This is a genomic window from Pseudactinotalea sp. HY160 (genome assembly GCF_009372055.1).
GTDB lineage: Bacteria > Actinomycetota > Actinomycetes > Actinomycetales > Beutenbergiaceae > HY158.
Window position 1 is genome coordinate 1 of the sequence record NZ_WHMT01000019.1, and the last position, 19,417, is coordinate 19,417.

At 68.1% G+C, this 19,417-nt stretch carries 13 protein-coding genes; all 13 read left to right on the top strand.

Going from position 1 to position 19,417, the window contains the following annotated elements; all coding sequences use genetic code 11:
* Positions 1 to 480 precede the first annotated feature (480 nt).
* The 13 genes from GCG21_RS13580 to GCG21_RS13640 all read left to right on the top strand — a co-directional run bounded on the left by GCG21_RS13580 (position 481) and on the right by GCG21_RS13640 (position 19,393).
* Entirely contained in the window at positions 481 to 3,474 is a 2,994-nt protein-coding gene (locus GCG21_RS13580) for a hypothetical protein (RefSeq protein WP_152910221.1), read from the top strand.
* 266 nt (positions 3,475 to 3,740) lie between these two features.
* A complete protein-coding gene (locus GCG21_RS13585) occupies positions 3,741 to 5,393 on the top strand; it encodes a RecB family exonuclease (protein ID WP_305071747.1) in 1,653 nt (550 codons plus the stop codon).
* A gap of 38 nt (positions 5,394 to 5,431) precedes the next feature.
* On the top strand, positions 5,432 to 5,890 hold the full coding sequence (locus GCG21_RS13590; RefSeq protein ID WP_152910223.1) for a hypothetical protein: 459 nt from the start codon (positions 5,432 to 5,434) through the stop codon (positions 5,888 to 5,890).
* A gap of 132 nt (positions 5,891 to 6,022) precedes the next feature.
* Positions 6,023 to 6,226 (top strand): hypothetical protein, encoded by a 204-nt coding sequence (locus GCG21_RS13595; RefSeq protein WP_152910224.1) that lies wholly within the window; start codon positions 6,023 to 6,025, stop codon positions 6,224 to 6,226.
* A 193-nt stretch (positions 6,227 to 6,419) separates the two neighbouring features.
* On the top strand, positions 6,420 to 7,040 hold the full coding sequence (locus tag GCG21_RS13600) for a hypothetical protein (protein WP_152910225.1): 621 nt from the start codon (positions 6,420 to 6,422) through the stop codon (positions 7,038 to 7,040).
* Between the two features lie 334 nt (positions 7,041 to 7,374).
* Positions 7,375 to 8,541: a hypothetical protein gene (locus tag GCG21_RS13605; protein ID WP_152910226.1), complete on the top strand. Its 1,167-nt coding sequence runs from the start codon at positions 7,375 to 7,377 to the stop codon at positions 8,539 to 8,541.
* A complete protein-coding gene (locus tag GCG21_RS17350; protein WP_152910227.1) occupies positions 8,538 to 11,021 on the top strand; it encodes an ATP-binding protein in 2,484 nt (827 codons plus the stop codon). Before GCG21_RS13605 ends, GCG21_RS17350 begins: the two co-directional genes overlap by 4 nt.
* Positions 11,022 to 11,106: 85 nt before the next feature.
* Positions 11,107 to 11,505 carry a hypothetical protein gene (locus GCG21_RS13615; protein WP_152910228.1) on the top strand — a complete coding sequence of 133 codons (399 nt, stop codon included), beginning with the start codon at positions 11,107 to 11,109 and terminating at the stop codon, positions 11,503 to 11,505.
* Positions 11,506 to 11,600: 95 nt separating this feature from the next.
* Positions 11,601 to 13,835, top strand: coding sequence for an ATP-dependent DNA helicase (locus tag GCG21_RS17355; protein ID WP_152910229.1), 2,235 nt, complete (start codon positions 11,601 to 11,603; stop codon positions 13,833 to 13,835).
* Between the two features lie 35 nt (positions 13,836 to 13,870).
* Positions 13,871 to 14,233, top strand: coding sequence for a hypothetical protein (locus GCG21_RS13625; protein WP_152910230.1), 363 nt, complete (start codon positions 13,871 to 13,873; stop codon positions 14,231 to 14,233).
* 475 nt (positions 14,234 to 14,708) lie between these two features.
* A complete protein-coding gene (locus GCG21_RS13630; RefSeq protein ID WP_194165103.1) occupies positions 14,709 to 17,819 on the top strand; it encodes a helicase-related protein in 3,111 nt (1,036 codons plus the stop codon).
* A gap of 26 nt (positions 17,820 to 17,845) precedes the next feature.
* A complete protein-coding gene (locus tag GCG21_RS13635; RefSeq protein WP_152910232.1) occupies positions 17,846 to 18,655 on the top strand; it encodes a hypothetical protein in 810 nt (269 codons plus the stop codon).
* Positions 18,656 to 18,733: 78 nt separating this feature from the next.
* On the top strand, positions 18,734 to 19,393 hold the full coding sequence (locus tag GCG21_RS13640) for a hypothetical protein (protein WP_152910233.1): 660 nt from the start codon (positions 18,734 to 18,736) through the stop codon (positions 19,391 to 19,393).
* Positions 19,394 to 19,417: the final 24 nt, after the last annotated feature.

Genomic DNA, 19,417 nt, shown 5'->3' on the forward strand with positions numbered 1-19,417 from the left:
TGTGTCTGTGTAGGTGTCAAAGTGACAAATATATATATATGGGGCACTCGCACCCGCTCTGACCTGCACCTTTTGCAATCCCTTTACTTGTCACCCGATCCAACCCACTGGTGCCAACGGTGACAAGTGACCCCCAGCGCCCACTGAGCCACCCCTACCTTTCCGCACGAAATCAACGATTCCAAGTTGCCACACCCCCTCCAACCAGAGGTGACAACACCCCAAAACGGTGTGCGAGCACCAACCCGCCCATCACGACCACCGAGCCCTGACCCTCGCGGCCACCGGTAGCCACCATCAGCACCCATCGGCGAGGCAGTTCGAGCACCCACCGGCGGGCAGTGTCCGCCCGGCCCCCATCCCGATACGGGATCCGGTCGAGGCACTCGTCCAGGGCACTCGTTCGGGGTGGGCCCGCGCATGCACGTGGGGCGCACCCGTAGGGGCGGGCATGGCCGGGTGCGCCGGGCTAGAACCCCCATGAGCAAGAAGACGCCCGCGCCCAGTCCCCGCCCGACGTTCCCGGCCGAGAAGTTCACGACCCTCGATTCAGGGCACGGGGCGGACAAGCTCGCGGCCTGTGCGGTGGCACCCCTGGTCGCTGCCGCACGCGGCTATGAGACGATCCGGCCGGACGGCATCAAGGACGCGGTGGCCCGCCTGCGGCTGGGGTCGATGAACTCTGGGCACGCCCGCCAGTTGAAGAACGACGTGGGTCTGTCCGATGCGATGCTCATGCCCTGGTACCGGGTCGATGAGACGGCTGCGGCCGCGAACGCCGGCAACGTGGCCACGCACACGACCCTGCAGATGCGCCCGGCCGAACCGATCATCGGCAAGGACGGCAAGCAGCGCAAATACGACATGTTCAAGGGCACGGACACCGAGCTCGACCTGCACCCGGCCACCCCCGCCTCCTGGGCCACCGACCCGGCCGGATTCTTCTTCACCGAGGGGCTCATCAAGGGCGATGCGGCACTGACGGGACTGCTGCGTGCCGCGGGCATCTCCGCCAAGCAGCTGGCGAAGGTCCACGACGGTGGCGACCCGGCCATGGAGCTGCGCGCCCTCATGGAGCAGGTGCCGCCCGAGCACCGGTTCCTGATCATCTCTTTCGTCGGTGTCGGGAACTGGAAGGGCCGACACGAATGGAACTCGCTTCCGGTCAAGGGCCGTCCCGTGTGGGTAGCCTTCGATGCCGACGCCGCCGTCAACCGGAACGTGTGGGACCAGGCACGCCAGCTGCTCACCCACCTCGATGCCCGCCACGCCTCCTCCGCCCAGTTGGTGAACCTGGCCCTGGCCAGTCCCGAGGCTGCGGCCACGAAGGCCGGCGTCGATGACTTCCTCGCCGAGTACGGCCGCTGGGAAGATCTGGCCGGTGCCCTGACGGACCTGCCGGAACGTCCCGCCGGTAAGGACGAGGGTGCCCCCAAGGAGTGGCGTGTCCACCCGGGCGGGGTGAAGACCCAGGAGGCCGTGCCCGTTCAGGACGACGGGTTGGGGGAGTCGACCCGCTGGGTGGACCGGGTGCCCATCGGTGGCCGGGTCCTGTCGGAGGAGACGCTGCGCCAGCCCACCCGCACTGAGATGCTGACCGGCCGCACGGCCCCCTACGACGAGTCGGCGGACGTGCGCGTGGAGGTGGAGACCTCGTGGATGAACGAGCAGACCGACCTGGTCGATTCTGCCGTGGTCACCGGCCCGGCCATCGTGCTCGGCTACCCGCCCAAGGACTGGGACCGCAAGGGTGGGCGCATCCCTGCGAGCCTGCTGCGTCACCCCGAATGGCCACCGGAGGAGGGCCTGAAGTGGCTGCGGGCGGTGAAGAAGAACCGCACTGCCGAGACGACCACCAACACCCGCTGGGCGTGCATGGGCTGGGTCCCCTCCGATGAGGGTCTGCCCTCATACATCGTCGGCAACCAGGTCATGACCGCCGACGGCATCCAGACCTCTTCGCCGATCATCGGGGTCGGGGACGACATGCTCGCCGGTGCCTCCAACTTCGGGGTCGTGCCCCCAGCGGCAGACGTGGACTGGATGGAGCAGGCCCGCGCCGACCTGCGCGACGTGATGGACGTCTACATCGACTCGGGTGCCTGGACGGACCCGAAGATGGCCTCGACGATCCTGGCTATCGCCCTGCGACCGGCGATCCCAGTACGCCCCTCGACGGTGGCCTATTTCGTGGGTGCCCGCCGTAGCGGGAAGTCGTTCTCGGCCTCCCACGTCATGTCGTTCTGGCACCCCTCCCCGGGCACGTGGGGCGGGGACCACCTGCCCGGTTCGGCCAAGGACACCATCGCCTCGATGGAGCATTCGGTGGCCCACGCCAACATCTGGGTCTCCGACGACCTGGCACCCTCGACCGACCGCAACCAGGCGTCCCGGGAAGAGGCCGCGATGGGTGACCTGATCCGGTCGATCCACAACGGCACCGGCAAGCGGCGCATGAACGCCGACATGACCGCCCGGGCGGTGAACAACCCGCGCGCGGTCCTCATCGTCACTGCCGAGAACGAGCCGTCGGTCTCCTCCGTCAGCGACCGGCTGGTGCTGCTGCATTTCGGTGACGGGGTGCTGGGGGACCGGTCCCAGACGAACCGGCTCGAAGAGATGCTCGGCCACGGCGGGCAGCCTGCACGTCTTGCTGGGGCGTTCATCCGCTGGCACCTGTGGAAGGCCGCGCAGAGCCCGGACGGGTGGGCCGGGATGGTCACCCGGGTCGAGGACGAGATCAAGGAATGTGAGGCGTACGCGGCCCAGGTGATCTCCCGTTCCGACAAGGGGGACGCCTCTCGGCACGCGGGCATGGCAGCCGATGTGATGATCTCGCTGGTGCGGCTGTCGCAGATGGCCGACGACCTCGGTATGGGCAGGGAGTTTACGCGCCGCCTGGCGATGGCAGGGCTGCCGGCATTGGTGGCCCAACAGGTCGCCTCCGCCCACGACGAGCAGAAGGGGACCTCCCCGGGACGGCGGGTGCTGCAGGCGGTCGGCAAGCTGCTCTCGGCCGGTCAGGCGCACGTAGCCGCACTCGATGACCCGAACTATCCACCGGCCAGTGGCGACAACGAATCCGACCTGATCAACCGCCAGCTCGGCTGGGTCAAGCAGGGCGGGGAATCCCGGCCACTCGGCCCCCGCATCGGCTGGGCGGTGACCACCCCGGACCGGCACACCCCGGTCATCCTCCTCGACCAGGTGATCGCCTTCGATGAGGCGCAGCGCCGCTACCCCGGCCTCCTGCCGTACGGGCAGAAGCAGGCCACCGCCTGGACCTCCGCCTGGGACGAGCGCCTGACCGTGCCCGAATCCAGTGGCTGGAAGCGCCGCTCGAACGGGCGGTCCCTGCAGCCGACGGTGCGCGTCTCCTCCGGGGACCAGAAAGTCGCAGGCGTCCCGGTTCTGCGGGAACTGCTGCTCAACGGGGTCGGTGACGAGGACAGCGACGAGGACGACACCGAATAGGCGGGCGGCGTGGGGTGGCCGGAATCGGGTGGGGAGCATGGGGTAGGGAGCATGGGGTGGGCGACAGCGAAGGCACCCGCTCCCGGGCTAGAACAACCATGCCCGCAACGACCCTCACCGCCCCCGCGCCCACCTCGCAGGCCACCCCGCCCGAAGGGGAATCGGCCCCCGAGCCCGCTGGTAGCGACACTGCTGGCGGCAACCCTGCTGAGGGCAGTGGGTCCGAGGGCAAGCCGGACACGGGCCAGGAAGCCGAACAGAGGCCGATGCATGAGGTGACTCACTGGACTGAGACCTCCCTGGTCGTCGACGATCCGGTGGCGCTGGCGAAGGTGGACCGTCCGGCCCTGTCGGCCTCGACGATGAAGGCGGTCCAGAGTTGCCCGGCCCGGTTCGTGGCCGACCGGTTGCGTCCCCGCGATGAGGACCCGTTCTCTCCGGCGGCGCTGGGCACGTCCGCCCACGCGGTCTTCGAGGAACTGTTCGGGCTGCCTGGACCGGAGCGCACCACAGAGCGGGCCATCGGCTTCATCGTCGAGCTCGCTGCACAGACGTGGCGTGAGGACGAGCAGGTGGACCGCCTCAAGTGGGGCGCGGAGGTGATGTCGAGGGTGCTGCCGCTGTTCAAGATCGAGGATCCGACCGCCGTCGATGTCGTCGGCCTGGAGGAGCGTTTCGACGGGATCGAGGTCGGCGGGGTGCCGTTCATCGGTTTCATCGACCGGATCAGCCGCACCGGTGAGGACGGCATCGAGATCGGTGACTTCAAGGCCGGCAGGGCGGTGACCGCTTCTCAGGCGTTGCGGTTCGGTGACGACCACGGCGACCAGATCCGCCTGTATGCGGCTGCCTATGAGGCCCGCTACGGGGTCCGCCCGAAGGTGGGACGGCTGCTGTACACGGGGGCCGGTCGGTCCCGGAAGGTGTCGGTGACGGGCCCAGCGATCAAGCGCACTGTCGCCGGATTCACCGAGACGTGGGACGAACTGAAGGGCTACGTCGCCGAGGGGGAGTTCCCGGCGAAGACTTCGGCCCTGTGCGGCTGGTGCCCGCTGGTGAACACCTGCCCTGCCGCGAAGCTCGCCGGTAAGGGGCCCCGGGTGCCGCAGCCGTCGGCACGGGAACTGCCGATCCCCGGCCCGCACACCCCGGTCCGCGGGAAGGTCAAGCGCATGGACATGCTGGCCGACCTGGAAGAGGCGACCGCCGAGGACGACGCCCCACCACTGGATGACGAGGCACTGGATGACGAGGCACTTGTAGACGAGGTGGCCGCAGATGAGCCACTTGCAGACGAGCCACTTGCAGATGAGGTTGCCGGGGATGAGGCAGCCGGGGATGGGGCGGCTGGATCGGATTCGGATTCGGATCCCGATGCGGGGCGCGGACCTGCCGGTGCCGCACACCGGAAGGGCAAGACCACCAAGGACGACGACGGTAGCGAGGATGAGGAGCACGAACCGATGACTGGTTTCACGAAGCGTGAGGGGAAGCCGTGGGATGACCCGCCCAAGCGCGGTATCGACCCCGCCAGCTACACCGCCATCGCCTTGTTCGGCACGGTGACCTTGGCCGTCCAGCAGCTGGATGCCCGCGGTATCAAGATGACCCCGCAGACGGTGGATGCCCTGTCCAAGACGTTCGGCATGGTCGTCCTGGACGCCCAGGAGAAGGCGTTCGGCACCCGCGACTGGCAGGCCGGGTCGAACACTCGGATGCGGCACGCACTGTCTTCGACGCTCGCGACCCTGCCGCTGCCGTTCGGTGGTGACAGTGACGATTGGGCCACGTGGGCGAAGAAGGCCACCCGCCGGTGCGCCTCGATTGCCGCCGCCGCGGTCTCGCTGCATGACGACGAGCCCGATGACCATCCGTGGGAGGCCCTGGCCACCCGCATGACCTACGACCGGGTCGCCTGACCCACCCCAACCCCTTCCATCAAGGAGCAACCACCGCCATGACCGTCACCACCGAGGATGTTGTCCTCGCCGCCGTCACCTCCATCGCCCCCAAGGGCACCGACGAGTCCGATGCCGACTACCAGACCCGCGTGAAGACCCAGGCGATCTCGCTGCGGATCATGACCGGGGAGACCTCACCGGTCTCCAGGGCTGTCGCCCAGATCGACGCCTGCAAGGTGTTCACCGCCACCGTCGTCAAGGTCGTGAAGGAGAAGTCCTCCACCCGCGGCAAGATCACGCTGAAGACGAAGCCCTCGAAGTGGAACGAGGACGGCGTCGAGTATGCGCGCACCGAACGTTCCGACAACCCGGACGGGATGGCGATGGCCAAGCGACTCAACGCCCTGAAGGGGCACCGGGTGCTGCTGTGGGTCGAGGTCGAAGAGTTCGACGGCGGCAAGGTGCGAGTCATCCGCCACGTCGAGGACCTCGGGGAGGCCGACAGCGACGACTGACCGGACTCCCGCTCGACCTCGGCGGGCCCAGTCAGCCCCGGTCACCGTCCTGGTGGCCGGGGCATCGGTCTGCCCGCCCCGCACACCCAGGTGGTCAGCACCCTGTTCGCCTCACCTGCATTGGAGAATGCCATGTCTGCCCGCCGCCGCCCGTCCAAGCCCGGATTCGAGCTCCCCGAATCGCTGGTGAGTGGCCGAATGCAGCACCGCTCCTCGGGTGCCGCCGGTGTCCACGCCGACCAGAACGCCCGCCGCCTGCGGGCCGGTGGCCGCACGAACCGGGTCGGGGCTCGCTCGTCCCAGCGCCGGGCCGCGATCACCGACCAGGCAAGGTAGGGCCAGCCAGAATCCACCCCTGACGGGCCACCACTCACTGCTACTCGAACCTCTACTTGAAGCCCCTGCGGGCACCGACTGCTGTCACGACAGCACGGACACGCGGGGGCTTTCGTGCGTCTACGCATGGGCCTATGCGAGGGGGCGAAACGCCCACCACGTGAGAACCAGGAGACAACCCACGATGACGACGATGACCGGCTACGACGAGTTCGCCGACACCTACGACGGCGCTGACACCGGTGCTGGCAACGACACCGGCGAGGACGCCTTCGACACCCCCACCAGCGAGCCCTCGGACGCCGCGTACACCTCGGACGCCGGGGACACGGCCGACGAGTCCAATATCGACGAGTCCGGTGCGGATGAGGGTTCGGGTCAGCCGGCGGCCGGCAAGCGGCGCAGGCGCACCGGACCTGACAAGCACCTGATCCGGCGTTCGGCTGCGAAGTCGATTGAGCTCAGTCGGGCCGATGAGACCGATGTGGGCCTGCTGGCGACGCTGCTCGGCACCGGCACCGATCCGGTGGATCTGGCGGTGGCGGTGATGACGTCCTCGCGGGCCGATACGACGGTCCTGTCCGATGTGCGTGACCTGGCGATCAGTGACCCGGCGGAGCGTGCGGTGACGGTGCTGACGATGAACAAGTCCCGGATGAAGTCGATCTGGCAGGTGCTCGCCGAGCTCGGTGTGCTGCCGGGGACGATGCCGACGGCGGATGCGAAGGCGGCGCTGGCCTTGTCGGCGGCCGACATCACCGACGCGGTGCTGGGGCATGTCGAAGAGGTGGCCTCGCTGGCCAAGAAGGGCTGATCGGGGTCATGGCCAGGTGCAGGAGTTGGCGTCCCACTCCCAGTGGTGCCACGTCTCCAGGGGTGTCCACTCCGGGGAAGGATCGCCGTGACTGGAGGCGGTGCCGCCGCCGGGTGGATGCCGGGCAGGTCCGCTGCGTCGAGTGCACGGAGATGCTCAGTGCCCATGCGGACGTGACTGTGCGCCGAACGTTGGCGCGGGAGACGGGCCTGGCCCGGGACGTGCTCGAAGTGCTCTTGGCCGACCCCGACTACCTGGTGGCCGAATACGCCCGGGAGGCGACCGGCCAGATAGGGGACGGCCATATGGGAGATGGGCAGACGGGGGGCAGGTCATGGTGAAGCGCAAGCGGGTGGATGCGTGGGCGGATCGGGTCAGTGAGGCTCCCCGCTCCGGCCTCCCGGATGAGCGTGGGGTGGCCCGGGCGCGCTGGCAGAGGCGGTACGTCACGTTCGCCACGTATGCGCTCGTGCCATCGCTGCTGCTGGCCGTGTTCGCCGTGTTCGGCCCGAACACCTCGGATGGGCAGGTTCAGGCCGCCCCGGGGACGGTGACGGCGGATGACCCGCTCACGGTCCAGTCTCGTGCCGTGGCCACGCAGGCGGTCAGGGATTGGCTGGCGGGTGACCCGTCTCCGTTGCCTGGCGGGCGGGTGCTGTCGTGGAACTATGCCCGCGAGGTGCCGGCCATGTCGGCTCCCGGCCAAGAAACCGACCCCGATGGACACTCAGGTGGGCTCTCGGGTGGGCCCACGGGCGCGGGCGGGCAGTTGGATCGGATCCTGGCTCACCGGTTCACGCTGACCGATGGGACGAACACGTTCTCCTCCCAGGTGACGACGATCGTGGACCCCTCCCTCGGGGTGCAAACCGTGGGAACCCCGTCGCTGGTTCCGTACGCGCCGAGCGCGCCCCAGTTGCAGGCCGGTACGCCGTGGCCGGGTGCGGTGACCGTGGGGGCGTCCAGTTCGGTCGAGGAGGCGGTGCGGCAGTGGGCGAAGGCGTTCACCGGGCAGGATCCGGCGGCGTTGCGGCTGGCGACCGGTGACCCCGATTCGGCGCACTCGTACATGCCGCTCATGGGCGTGTCGCTGGCCCGGGTGGAGCTCGGTGACTCCTCGGTCCCGGCCTCCCTGTTGAATGAGGAGGGGCGGGCACCGGCAGACCCCGATGTGCTGATCACGCGCGTCGAGTTGATGTTCACGTGGGGCGAGGAACCTGCGCAGGGGAATCCGGCATCGGATGCCCAGCCGGTCTCCTACGACCTGCTCATTCACCGGGCCGACACGGCCTCCCCGCAGGTGGTCGCATGGGGCGGGCCGGGCAGTGGGCCGGAGTTGAAGCCGTTCCAGAACGCGGTGACGGGCAGGACGCTCGTGGCACCGACCGATAGCGACAACTCGTCCAGCCAGCCTACCGACGAGCAGAGTTCCAGTGACCAGGGTGACGGCAGTGAGAGTTCCGGTGATGCCGGCAAGGATGAGCAGGAGGAGGACCAGTGAGCGCCAAGGCACGTATCGACCAGTTCGAGGGGACCGAGCCGGTGTGGCCGACGGCGATGCGCACCCGGCTGCGTGATGGCCGCCTGGTGGGCCGCCCGGGCGCGGGGGTGTGGCTGTACCGGCGGGTGCCGATGTCGGCGGTGCAGGACGCGAAGACGATGTCGAAGATGCTCGCCGCTTCGGAACCGCTGTTGTCGGCGTATGAGGCGGTCTCGGCGCTGACCCCGATCCGGGGCGGGAACCGGCGGGCGATGGTGAAGGCGAACTACCGCAATGTGCATCTGCTGCTGGTGAATGTGCCGACCTGGTTCGAGCCGCCGCGCGAGCACCCGTGCGCGGGCGACCTGCGGGACGATTACGGGCAGGATTCTGTCGACCGGCGGGTGTTGCTGTTCGGGGTGCGTCTGCGTGACCAGGTGGTCGGCAAGGCCGGGCTGCGGGGCGCTATCGACTCGGTCATGGAGACCCTCATGACCGGTGGCACCCCGATTGAGGACTTCGATGAGGATTTCGCCCGGGTCGATGCTGCGTTGACGCGCGCCGGCCTGTTGACGGCATCGGCCTCCGATATTCGCATGGCGAACGCCTGGTTCAATTACGGGCTGGCCTCGGACCCGGTGATGCGCCCCGAGGTGGATTCGATTGCCGTGTTCTCACGTCCGGCGATGGCCCGGTACGCCCGCGACCACCTGGCCGATAAGCCGATGGCCGACTGGCCGAAGATGGACGGGTTCCACACCCTGTCGATGGCGGCCGTCCAGGACGTTGAGCTCGACTATTCGCCCTCGGATTCCTACCGGGCGCAGTGGGCGACGCAACTGGTGGATGCCGGGGCCGCGGTCATTTCGATCCGGGGGATGGTGGAGCCGGCGAGGATCACCCGCAAGGAGGTCGAGGCGCAGCAGAAGCGGTACCGGGAGGACATCAACGAGCGGGCCCGCAACAACAAGCTCGACAAGGATGAGCAGCATCAGATGCTCGCCGAGCTCGAATCGATCAACGCCCTCTACGGCACCGGGAAGGCACCCTCCACGCTCGTGGACGCCTCCATCGTCGTCGGTCTCGGGCAGGCAGTCGAGGACATGGAAGACCTGCTCGGGCCCGGTTCACCGATCCGGTTGAACCCGATGACGAACCGGCAGCCGGCTGCCCTGGCCGAGACGTGGCCGTGCTCGAATGTGCGCGCGAACCCGCACCTGCTCGACCTGCCGACCTCCACCATCGCGTTCTCGGGCGTGGTGGCGTTGTCGAAGGTGGGGGATGAGCCGAAGAACGGTGCCGCGCTGGCTGGTTTCACTGAACGGGACCGGCAGCCGGCATGGTTCAACCCGCGTGCCGCCTATGAGGCGGACAAGTCGCCGACGTACCTCGTCGCGGGAGCGTCAGGTTCAGGCAAGAGCTTGATGATGCTGCACCTGGCGGACCAGTTCGCCCGGGCCGATGTCCCAGTAGTTATCGTGGACCCAAAATTGGGATCAAATCACCAGGACGCCGTCGACAACTCGGGCGGGCAGACGATCTCACTCGATGAACTCCTCAGCGCCGATGGCGTATTCGACCCGCTCCGGTTCGGGATGAGCCCCGACACCGCAGTGGACCTGGCCGCCTCGATGCTGCAACAGGTGAACCCGTGGGGCGACAACCGAGCCAACTTCGAGACGCCCTCGAACGTGGCCCTGGCCTACGGGGTCGAACACGGGGCAACCTGCACCGGGCAGGCACTCCAGATCGCGTTGCGGGACGGGGTGGCACCGAAAGAAATGGTCGACTCGGTCATCTCGCTGGCGGAATCGAACGCACAGTTCCGGGCCATGTGCGGGATCAACCCGACCTCCCGCGCACTCCGGCTCGCCCACGGGATCACCTACATTCGGGTCGGGAACGCGAACCTGTCCCTGCCGGAGCCGGGGGCCACGAATATCGGCCTCACCCAGCGCATCTCCATCAACCTGGTGCGCCTCATGGTGTCCGGTTCCGCGATGGCACTGACGGGCAGGCACGGCGTGGTCATGCTCGATGAAGCATGGGTGTTCCTCGGTGCCGGCAACAGTGAGCTCGAACGGCTCGCCCGGGTGGCCCGCTCCCAGTCGGTCTCGGCGATGCTGTTCACCCAGCGGGTCTCCGATGCGACCGTTGCCGGGATCGATGAGCACATCGCCGGCGGGTTCATCCTGCCGTTGAAGCGGGCCGAGGCGATCGCCGCATGCGAGATCCTGCAACTGGAACCGACACCGGAACGGATCCGCCGCATCACCGCCGAGGCGACCATCGGTGGGGTGGGCGATGGTGAACTGGAACCGAACTGGGACTCGATGCGGGCCTTGTACGAGCCGGGCACCCGGCAGGTGATTCGCGGGTCTGTCGCCCTGTACGCCGACATTCACGGCCGCGTGGTCCCGGTCGAGGTGAAGATCGGGGCGAACTTCCTGTCCCGAGCGTCGACGAACTATGAGGACGTGGCCGCCCGCGCCCGCCAGTAGCCCTGCTGTGACGCCAGTATCACTGGTGTGCGGGCAGTGGCCCTTCTGTCCCGCCAGTGGCTGGCTCTGCGGGCTAGAACAGTCCATGAAGCTCATCCCGTCCTCACCGCTGGGCCGAATGCTGGCCGCCGCCGCCGTCTCGATGCTGCACATCGTGGCCCTGTCCAACCTGGTTCCCGCCGTGGCGTCCGGGTGGGGCCTGGATGGGCGCGTCTACCTCACCTGGTCGATCACGGTCGTGCCCGGGCTCGTGGCATTGGCCGTCTCCCGGACCGCCCGCTCCTACTGGTGGCGCTGGCCGGTGCTGTGGATGCTCGTGTACGCCTCCTACGGGGACTGGCCGGTCCTGATCCTGTTGGTCGGTCAGATGTGGGCGCTGTGGCGGCTCGGGAAGGACACCCCGCGCCCGCGCCGAGAGCCTGCCCCGACGCCGGGGAGCGGGTTGAGGCTGCGGGCCATGCAGGACACTTCCAGCGGTTCCTGATCCGACCTGGATCCGATTGACCTGGCCCATTGGCCCCACCCGGTCAGCTGGTAGGCGGGGGCGGGCTGCCGGGTCCGTGCCGGGCTAGAACAACCGTGACCCCATCTCCCGGTCTGACCGACCTACTCACTGCCGCCGTCCGCAATGCCACCGGCCTGCCGGAGGCGTCCCCGCGGCCCGGGCAGCTGCGTCTGGCCCAAGACATCGACGAGGTGTTGCAGGACGGTGGGGGTCACGTGGCCGGGAAGGCCGGCACGGGGGTGGGCAAGTCGCTCGCCTACCTGGTCCCGGCCGCGAGGTTGGCGCTCATGGGGGAGCGGACCGTGATTTCGACCGAGTCGCTCGGGCTGCAGCACCAGATCACCGCCAAGGACTTCCCGGTCGTGGCGAAGGCGGTGCGTGATGCCACCGGCGTCGAGATCGAGGTCGCCGTCCACAAGGGATGGAGCAATTACGCATGCGTCGCGAAGGCCGCGGATGCTGCCCGCACGATGGTCCCGGCGTCGGTGTCCTCACGCGCCCCTGAGACGGGGTCGCTGCCCGAGCTGCGCGAAGGACTGACCCGGCTCTCGTCGGCGACGACCGCGACCGACCCGCTGGTCTCGTGGGCGTTGTCTCCTCAGAATCAGCGCGGGGACCGGGCCGAATACCCGCACGCGCTCGATGGCCAGGCGTGGGGGCGGGTCTCGGTCACCCCGGACGAATGCGAGGGGGCGGACTGCCCGCTGCTGGAACTGTGCTTCCCGGAGCGGGCGAAGCGGAAGGCGGCTGAGGCGAACATCATCGTCACGAACCATTCGATGCTCGCCGTGCAGGCATCCAAGCAGGTGCCGGTGGTGGTCGGGTCGAAGGCGCTCGGCCAAGTCGATGCCCTCGTGGTCGATGAGGCCCATACCCTGCCCGGGATCGTGCGCGATATGGGGGCGGTCGAGGTGTCCCAGAAGCGGGTCCTGTCGGCGGTGCGGACTCTGACCCGGGCGCTGCCGGAAGGCGACGAGGACGTGAAGGACATGTGCGATCAGGGCCGTGTGCTCGCCGACGCCGTGAACAGCGAGGTGGTGGCTGCCGCGAAGAAGGCCGGTGGGAGCGGGAAGAAGATCCCCGGCGACTACGACCCCCTGGCGGGCACTGGTGAGGCGCTGGCCGCCTGGTGTAAGCGGGCTGCCTCCATGATCATGTCGGCCACGGCGTCCTCGCGGGGTTCGGCCCGGATGCAGGCCCGCCGTGATGCCGGAAGGATCTCTGCCCTCGGCGCGGACGCGGGCGATGTGCGTACCGGCGATATCGGGGTGGCGCGGTGGGTCCAGCTGCCGGAGCAGGGCATGTTCACCCGCGGACCCCAGGTGCCGACCCTGTGCCTGTCCCCGGTGGATGTGTCGATGCCGCTGCGGGCGGGGCTGTGGACCACGCCGGAAGCACCAGGTGAGGATGATGGCCCGCGAGAACCGGACGGCTTCGACGAGAACGGTGAACCGGTGTGGGAACCGCAACTGCGCTACCTGCCGGTGGCGGCGGTCTCGGCCACCCTGCCGAAGTCGTTCCCGTTCGATGCGGGCTTGAAGGCCCCCATCGTCGAATACGAGTCGCCGTTCGAGTCCGCCTACGACTCCTCGCTGCTGTACGTTCCCCGGGCCCGGGCGGACGGGCGAGACCTGCCGGTGCGCTCCTACGGCCAGCGTGCCTCCCTGGACACCCAGGAGCACCCGGCCTGGGCGGTCGAGTTGATGCAGACCCTCATCGAGGCCGCGGGCGGGCGGGCCATCGTCCTGTCGGCCACGTCCTCGGCGGGACGGTTCTACGTCGAGGCGCTGCGCCGGCGTTCCCGGGGCCGCTGGCAGGTGCACTCCCAGTGGGATGGGCGCGGCAAGGAGCACACGACCCGGGCGTGGCGCGCAGATGAGACCTCGGTGCTCGTGGGCACCCGCTCCTACATGACCGGCGTGGACGCACCGGGACGGACCTGCTCGCTGGTGATCGTCGACCGGGTGCCGCGCGGTGCCGCGAACGTGGTCGATGACGCGCGGGTCGATGTCCTCGCCCAGGACATGAACGAGTTCCGTGCCCGCGACCAGGTGTACGCGGTCGATGCGGCCCAACTGTTGGAGCAGGCGGCGGGCCGGCTGATCCGGTCCACGTCCGACCGGGGCGTCGTCGCGGTCTTGGATCCGCGACTGCTGAAGAAGCAGCCGGTGTCCTACCCGGGCTCGACACGGTCCATCTACATGGGGGCACTCGAACATTTCACGTCCCGGACCGCTAGGCTGTCCGTTGCCACCGACTACCTGAATAGCCTGTGCGCCGACCCAATGGACACCCCCAAGGCAGCCTGATGACCGACCACCCGATAGCGGCTGTGGATGAGCAGATGCGCCGAGCAATCGTGCGCGGGTTCACCCGCAGTGACCTGCTGTTCATCGGCGAGCTCTGCGACGTGACACCGGCAGCCACCCAGCTCGGGTTCATCGCCCCCGTCGCCATCTCCCGGTCCGTACAGGATGCGACCACGGTCCTCGCCGGCGTCCTCGGTGTCACGACCGCCCAGGCCCTGCGAAAACTGCTGCTGTCACTGTTCAACCTCGTGAGGGACCGCGAGTTCGACCGGGACGAGAAGGCAGCGTTCACCAGCCCCGGCTACCCGTACGACCTGTTCGTGCATGCGGCACCGACCGACGCGGGGGCATGGTTCCTGAGCGTGTACGCCAGCGGGGAGACCGCGGCACTCGTGTGAAAGTCCAGCCGGACCCTCACCCGCCGTGGCGGAACCTCCGCGAGCGGGACCCGATGACGGGGAGCGAGATCCTCGCGGGCTAGAACATCACGTGACCCGCACACCGACCGCCTACCTCACCGGCACCTACCGTCAGCCGATACTGCGGCTCTCGTTCCCCTCCAACGCCCGCGATTCCCGCGGCAAGTTCCTCATCGACTGGGTCAAGAAGCTGCCCGGACGCACCTGGAATCCCGCCGAGAAGGTGTGGGACGTGACCGGTACCGGGCCCGCCCCGTCCCGGCAGCTGGTTGCCGCCGGGTTCGACATCGACCTGGACACGCTCTCGGGTGACCCGTCACTGGACGGGGTGGAAGACCTCGATGAGCTCGTGGCCCCACTGTTGAAGCGGTCGAAGGCCCGCCCCCACGTCGTGCTGGTCCGGCCCCGGCTGGCCGGGTTCATGGCTGCCCGGGACCTGCTCGGTGCCGGGGCCATGTGGGACAAGGCGACGGGACGATTCGAGCTGCCTTTGACCGATGTGCTCAATGATCGCGGGCGTCCCCGCCCAGGGGTGCACTGTTCGGACGCCCTCGTGGAGGCTGCACGCCAGGCTCGCCAGCCGGCGCGCCTCATCGAGGGGGTCTCCTCGCTGGCGCTGGCTTCATCGGTCGATGCAGCCGGGTCGGCCGGGGCAGGAGCAGTCGAGTCGGTGGGGGACGTGCCGGACTGGTTCGCGCTGGCGCTCTACCCGTACCAGCGGGCCGGGGCCATCGCAGCCGCCGGCGGGCACCGCATTCTGGGCGATCAGCCAGGTTTGGGCAAGTCACAGCCACTCACCGCTCCAATTCCGACACCGACGGGGTGGACGACAATGGGAGAGTTGCGCCCGGGGGATGAAGTATTCGCCCGTGACGGATCGGTCACGAAGGTGCTCGGGCTCTCCCCGATACACGTCAAGCCGGTGTACTCCGTGCATCTCTCTGACGGGCAGGTAATTGAGGCATCAGGCGACCATGAGTGGATCGTGGCACCGGCACGGGAGCGCAAGGCGCACTGCAGGAGCAAGGCATTCGGGAACCGCATGCGCGAGCGGGTATTCGCTGAGGCCGCAGCACTTCGTACAGTTGGAGCCCGTCTCGGCGAGGTCTTTCTACCGGCGAGAGTGATTGCTGCCGCTGCCGGGGTGAGCGTCCCATATGTGCTGGCGACGACCAAGGACTTCGGTATCGAACGGCGCACGGAAGACCGGGGGCCAACCAAGTACCGCGCCCAGAGCACGATCAACACGCTTGCGTGGCGACGTGAGCGGCATTACCTGCCGGGTGGGCGCAACTATCTTGCGCCGCTGGAGCGAATCGTCACGACCGATGAGATGCGCAAGCAGTTACGGTCGGGCATGTACGACGACGCTCGGAACTGGGCGATTCGACTGCCGGAGGCCGTAGTGCTGCCAGAGGCCGAGCTGCCTCTCGACCCATATATCCTCGGCATGTGGCTCGGAGACGGGCACCGAGGGGGTGGGGAGTTCACTGCAAGCCCCGTGCCGTGCTTGGATGGCACCGCTAGCGACCAGGAACACCTGATCGCCGAACTGGAGCACGCCGAGTTCAGGCCAAGACAGACAACGAGGGACCCGAAAAGGATTGGCACAACTGGCCTCAAAACAGTGCTTTCGCAGATAGGCGTGCTGTGGGATAAGCACATCCCGACTGAGTATTTGCGGGCATCCGCGGAGCAGAGGTTGGCCCTCGTCCAAGGGCTCATGGACTCAGACGGGTCCGTCGTCACGGCTGCGAACTGCGAGTTCGGCCAGTCAGACGCCCGTATTGCCTGGCAGATGGCGGAGCTTCTCCGGTCTCTCGGCATCAAGGCACATGTCAGGTGCTACGAGCACAGCTACCGGTATAACGGGGGGCGCAGGGATGCCAAGACCCGGTATCGCATCGGGTTCACCACGACCCAGCGTGTGTTCCGGCTGCCGCGGAAGGCATCCAAACTCCCCACGCACACACGCGAAACTCAACGGTGGCTCTACATCACCGACATCACCGTCGGTGAACCAGTCCCGATGCGGTGCATCCGGGTCGAACACCCGGAGCACCTGTACCTCACCGGTGGGTTCGTGCCGACACACAACACCCGGCAAGCCCTCGCGGCCCATGCGATCACTGGTGTTCGCCGTCTGCTCGTCGTCTCCCCGCCGGTGGCCCTGACCCAGTGGCAGCGCGAGACGACCGCCTCGAAGGTGGCCTCCCGGCCCGCGACGCCGCAGACCCCTCGTGCCGAATCCGAGGCCGTGGTCATCACCTCCAAACGGAAGGAGCCCGGCTTCCCCGACGTGGGCGCGGTCATCGTCTCCGACTCGCTCATGGCCTCCCGCCCGGCCCTCCTCGAACGGATCAGGGCGTGGGCTCCCGATGGGCTCATCGTCGATGAGGTTCACCGGCACAAGACGTGGGATTCGGCGCGCGCCAAGGCCGTACGGGACGTGGCCGAAGGGATCGACGGGACACGAATCGCGATCTCTGGGACGCCCATGCTCGCCAACCCGGTCGAACTCGCCTCACCGCTGGCGATCACGGGCCAACTCGGACCCATCTTCGGCGGGTACGACGCCTTCGCCACCACCTACGCCCGCCAGAACCACTTCAAGGCGTGGGTGGCGCGCAAGAAGATGATGCCGCAGCTGCGCACCGTCTTCGATTCCCGCGTGTGGGTGCGCCGCCGCAAAGAGGACGTGCTGGACCTGCCGGCCAAGACCCGCCACGACCTCATCACCGACGTGGACCTGTCCGGGTTCCGGCAGGCGCACAAGGACGTGAAGGCGAAAGTGGCTGAATGGGTCGCAGACTACGTCGACGAGCACGGCAAGACCCCCGACGATGAGGCGGTCACCGCCTACTCCCGCGACTCGATCGGCCTGACCTCGATGCTGCGACGCGCAGCCGGCATGGCGAAAGTCGCACCCGCCACCGAATACATCACCGACTGGATCGCCCAGACCGGAACGTCCATCGACGAGGCAGGTAGGACCACCTTCAACCGGCCCCTCATCGTGTGGACCCACCACCGGGTCGTCTCCGAGGCGATGGCGACAGCCGTCCCGGCCGCAATCGGGGGAGCCCGCGTCATCATCGGCGGCACCGACAACGACACCCGCACCAAGATCGTCGACGACTTCCAGGCCGGACTCGTCCCCGTCCTGGTCGCCTCCATCACCGCCGCCGGCACCGGAATCACCCTCACCCGCTCCAGTGACGTGCTGTTCGTCGAGACCGATTGGACCCCCGCGCTCGTGCAGCAGGCAGAAGACCGCGCGCACCGCATCGGCTCAACCAGGCCGGTCACGATCACCACCATGGTGGCCCCCGGCACCCTCGATGAGCGGGTCCAGAAGGTGCTCTCCGACAAGGGGCTCCTGCTCCAAGACCTCATGGGGGAAGGGCAGGACGTGTCCGTGGTCGACTTCGAGGACGACGAATCGGTGGCTCCGGCCCAGATCGTCGCCGACATCGCCCGGGACGTGGTCGACAAGGCGAAGCGGCGGACTCCGACCCGAAGGAGCACTGTCCGGCAGGGTTCCGGCGAGCAGTGGGCCGCGTAAGGGTCATGTCCGCACACCTGGATGGCATGACCACCACCTCGAATCGCGCCCGCCAGCCCGCCGGAACCCCGGACGGTGGCCAGTTCGCGCAGGAGACCCGTCCCGATGGTGGGCTGAGACTGTCTGAGCCGTCCGAATGGGTCGAGGAAGACACCGGCGACGACAACCATGTCCGCCAGGTGCGCCGGATCGAGTCGAACCCGGCGTTCAATGCCCGCGTGCGCCTCCTGCTCGGCGTGAGTGACCCGGACGCGCCCGTGAGCGTGGTCGAGGAAGAGGAGTCCTTCAACCCGTGGGGCTGCGACACGTGGGAGAGCTCCTCGTCCATCGAGGTGTCCGCCGGTGGGGTGTCTCGCACGTTCGGGACGCTGCCCGACCTCCTGGCCCGTCTCGAAGCCGCGGACCGGCCACCGATCACGGCCCGAGCGATCTTGGACGACCTGGGACGTGATGCGGAGTGGACGATCCAGGTCAGCGGAGACTCACCGATTCGGCTGCGGGGTCGCATCGGGAATGCTGACGGTGGCACCGTCGTCATCGTGACCGGAGACCGCACCACGGCGTATAACTGGATCCGAGGCATGCACAGCGACACGGGCGACGGCGGCACCCTGCTGCGGGTGAGCATCGCGGACGTGATCTCCTACGACGTGGACCGGACCCAGGCCCGGTGCATGCACTGTGACGTGACCGTCACAGACACTGTCGGGATCGAGACTCAGCGCTGCGACCCCTGCACCGATGAGCGCCGGTGCCGAACCTGCGGCGAATACTTCATCTTGATCGGGAAACTCGGCTACACCGAATGCACCACCTGCCAGTACGGGCAGGGCTGAGGCGAAGGCGAGCCCGCGCCGCACACCCCCAACACGCCAGATCGGCCGCTCTCCAACCAGGACCAGTAGAGGAGGCACATGCCTACGAGCCCAGCGAAAGTCACCGTGATGACGGTCGACGAGTCGCTGCCAGCTGCCGGGCAGGCCGCTTCACTGGCGCTGACCCTGCTGCGCAGGGTCAAGGTGAGCTCGATGGCCGACCTCGAAACGGGTCTCGCGCAGGGAGAGGCGAGGGTGGTGGCAGCACTGGGGGCGATCTGGCTGGACCCCGAACAGCACGACCTGCTCACCGAGCACCGGCAGGTGGCCTGCGCCGTCTCACCGGTGACCCCGCGGCGCACCATCGCCCTATGCGAGGTCTGCGGGGCCTACCTGATCGTGGCCGGAACCGTACCGTCCAGGTGCGCGATCACCCTCGGATGCGAGGGCACGTACGTCAAGGTCCAGCCCGCGAAGAGCGAACTCGTCCCCGCCGCCGACCTCACCCCGAACCCGGGAACCGGCGACGACGAGCAGGACGATGACGCCCTACCCAGCGATGAAGCCGAGCACCTTGATGCCCCTGAGCCCGATGATGATGATGACCCTGTACCGAGTGACGGGCCAGTCGGCGACGGGGTTGCCAGTGACGGGCCAGATGCTGATGGGTCAGATGCTGGTGGCCTGACGCCGCCGTGGCGCGGACCATGGGACGACGCCGGTGACGAAGACGACGAGGAGCCGTTCGACTTCGGATGAGACCGCCCCGGTGTAGTCTTCCAC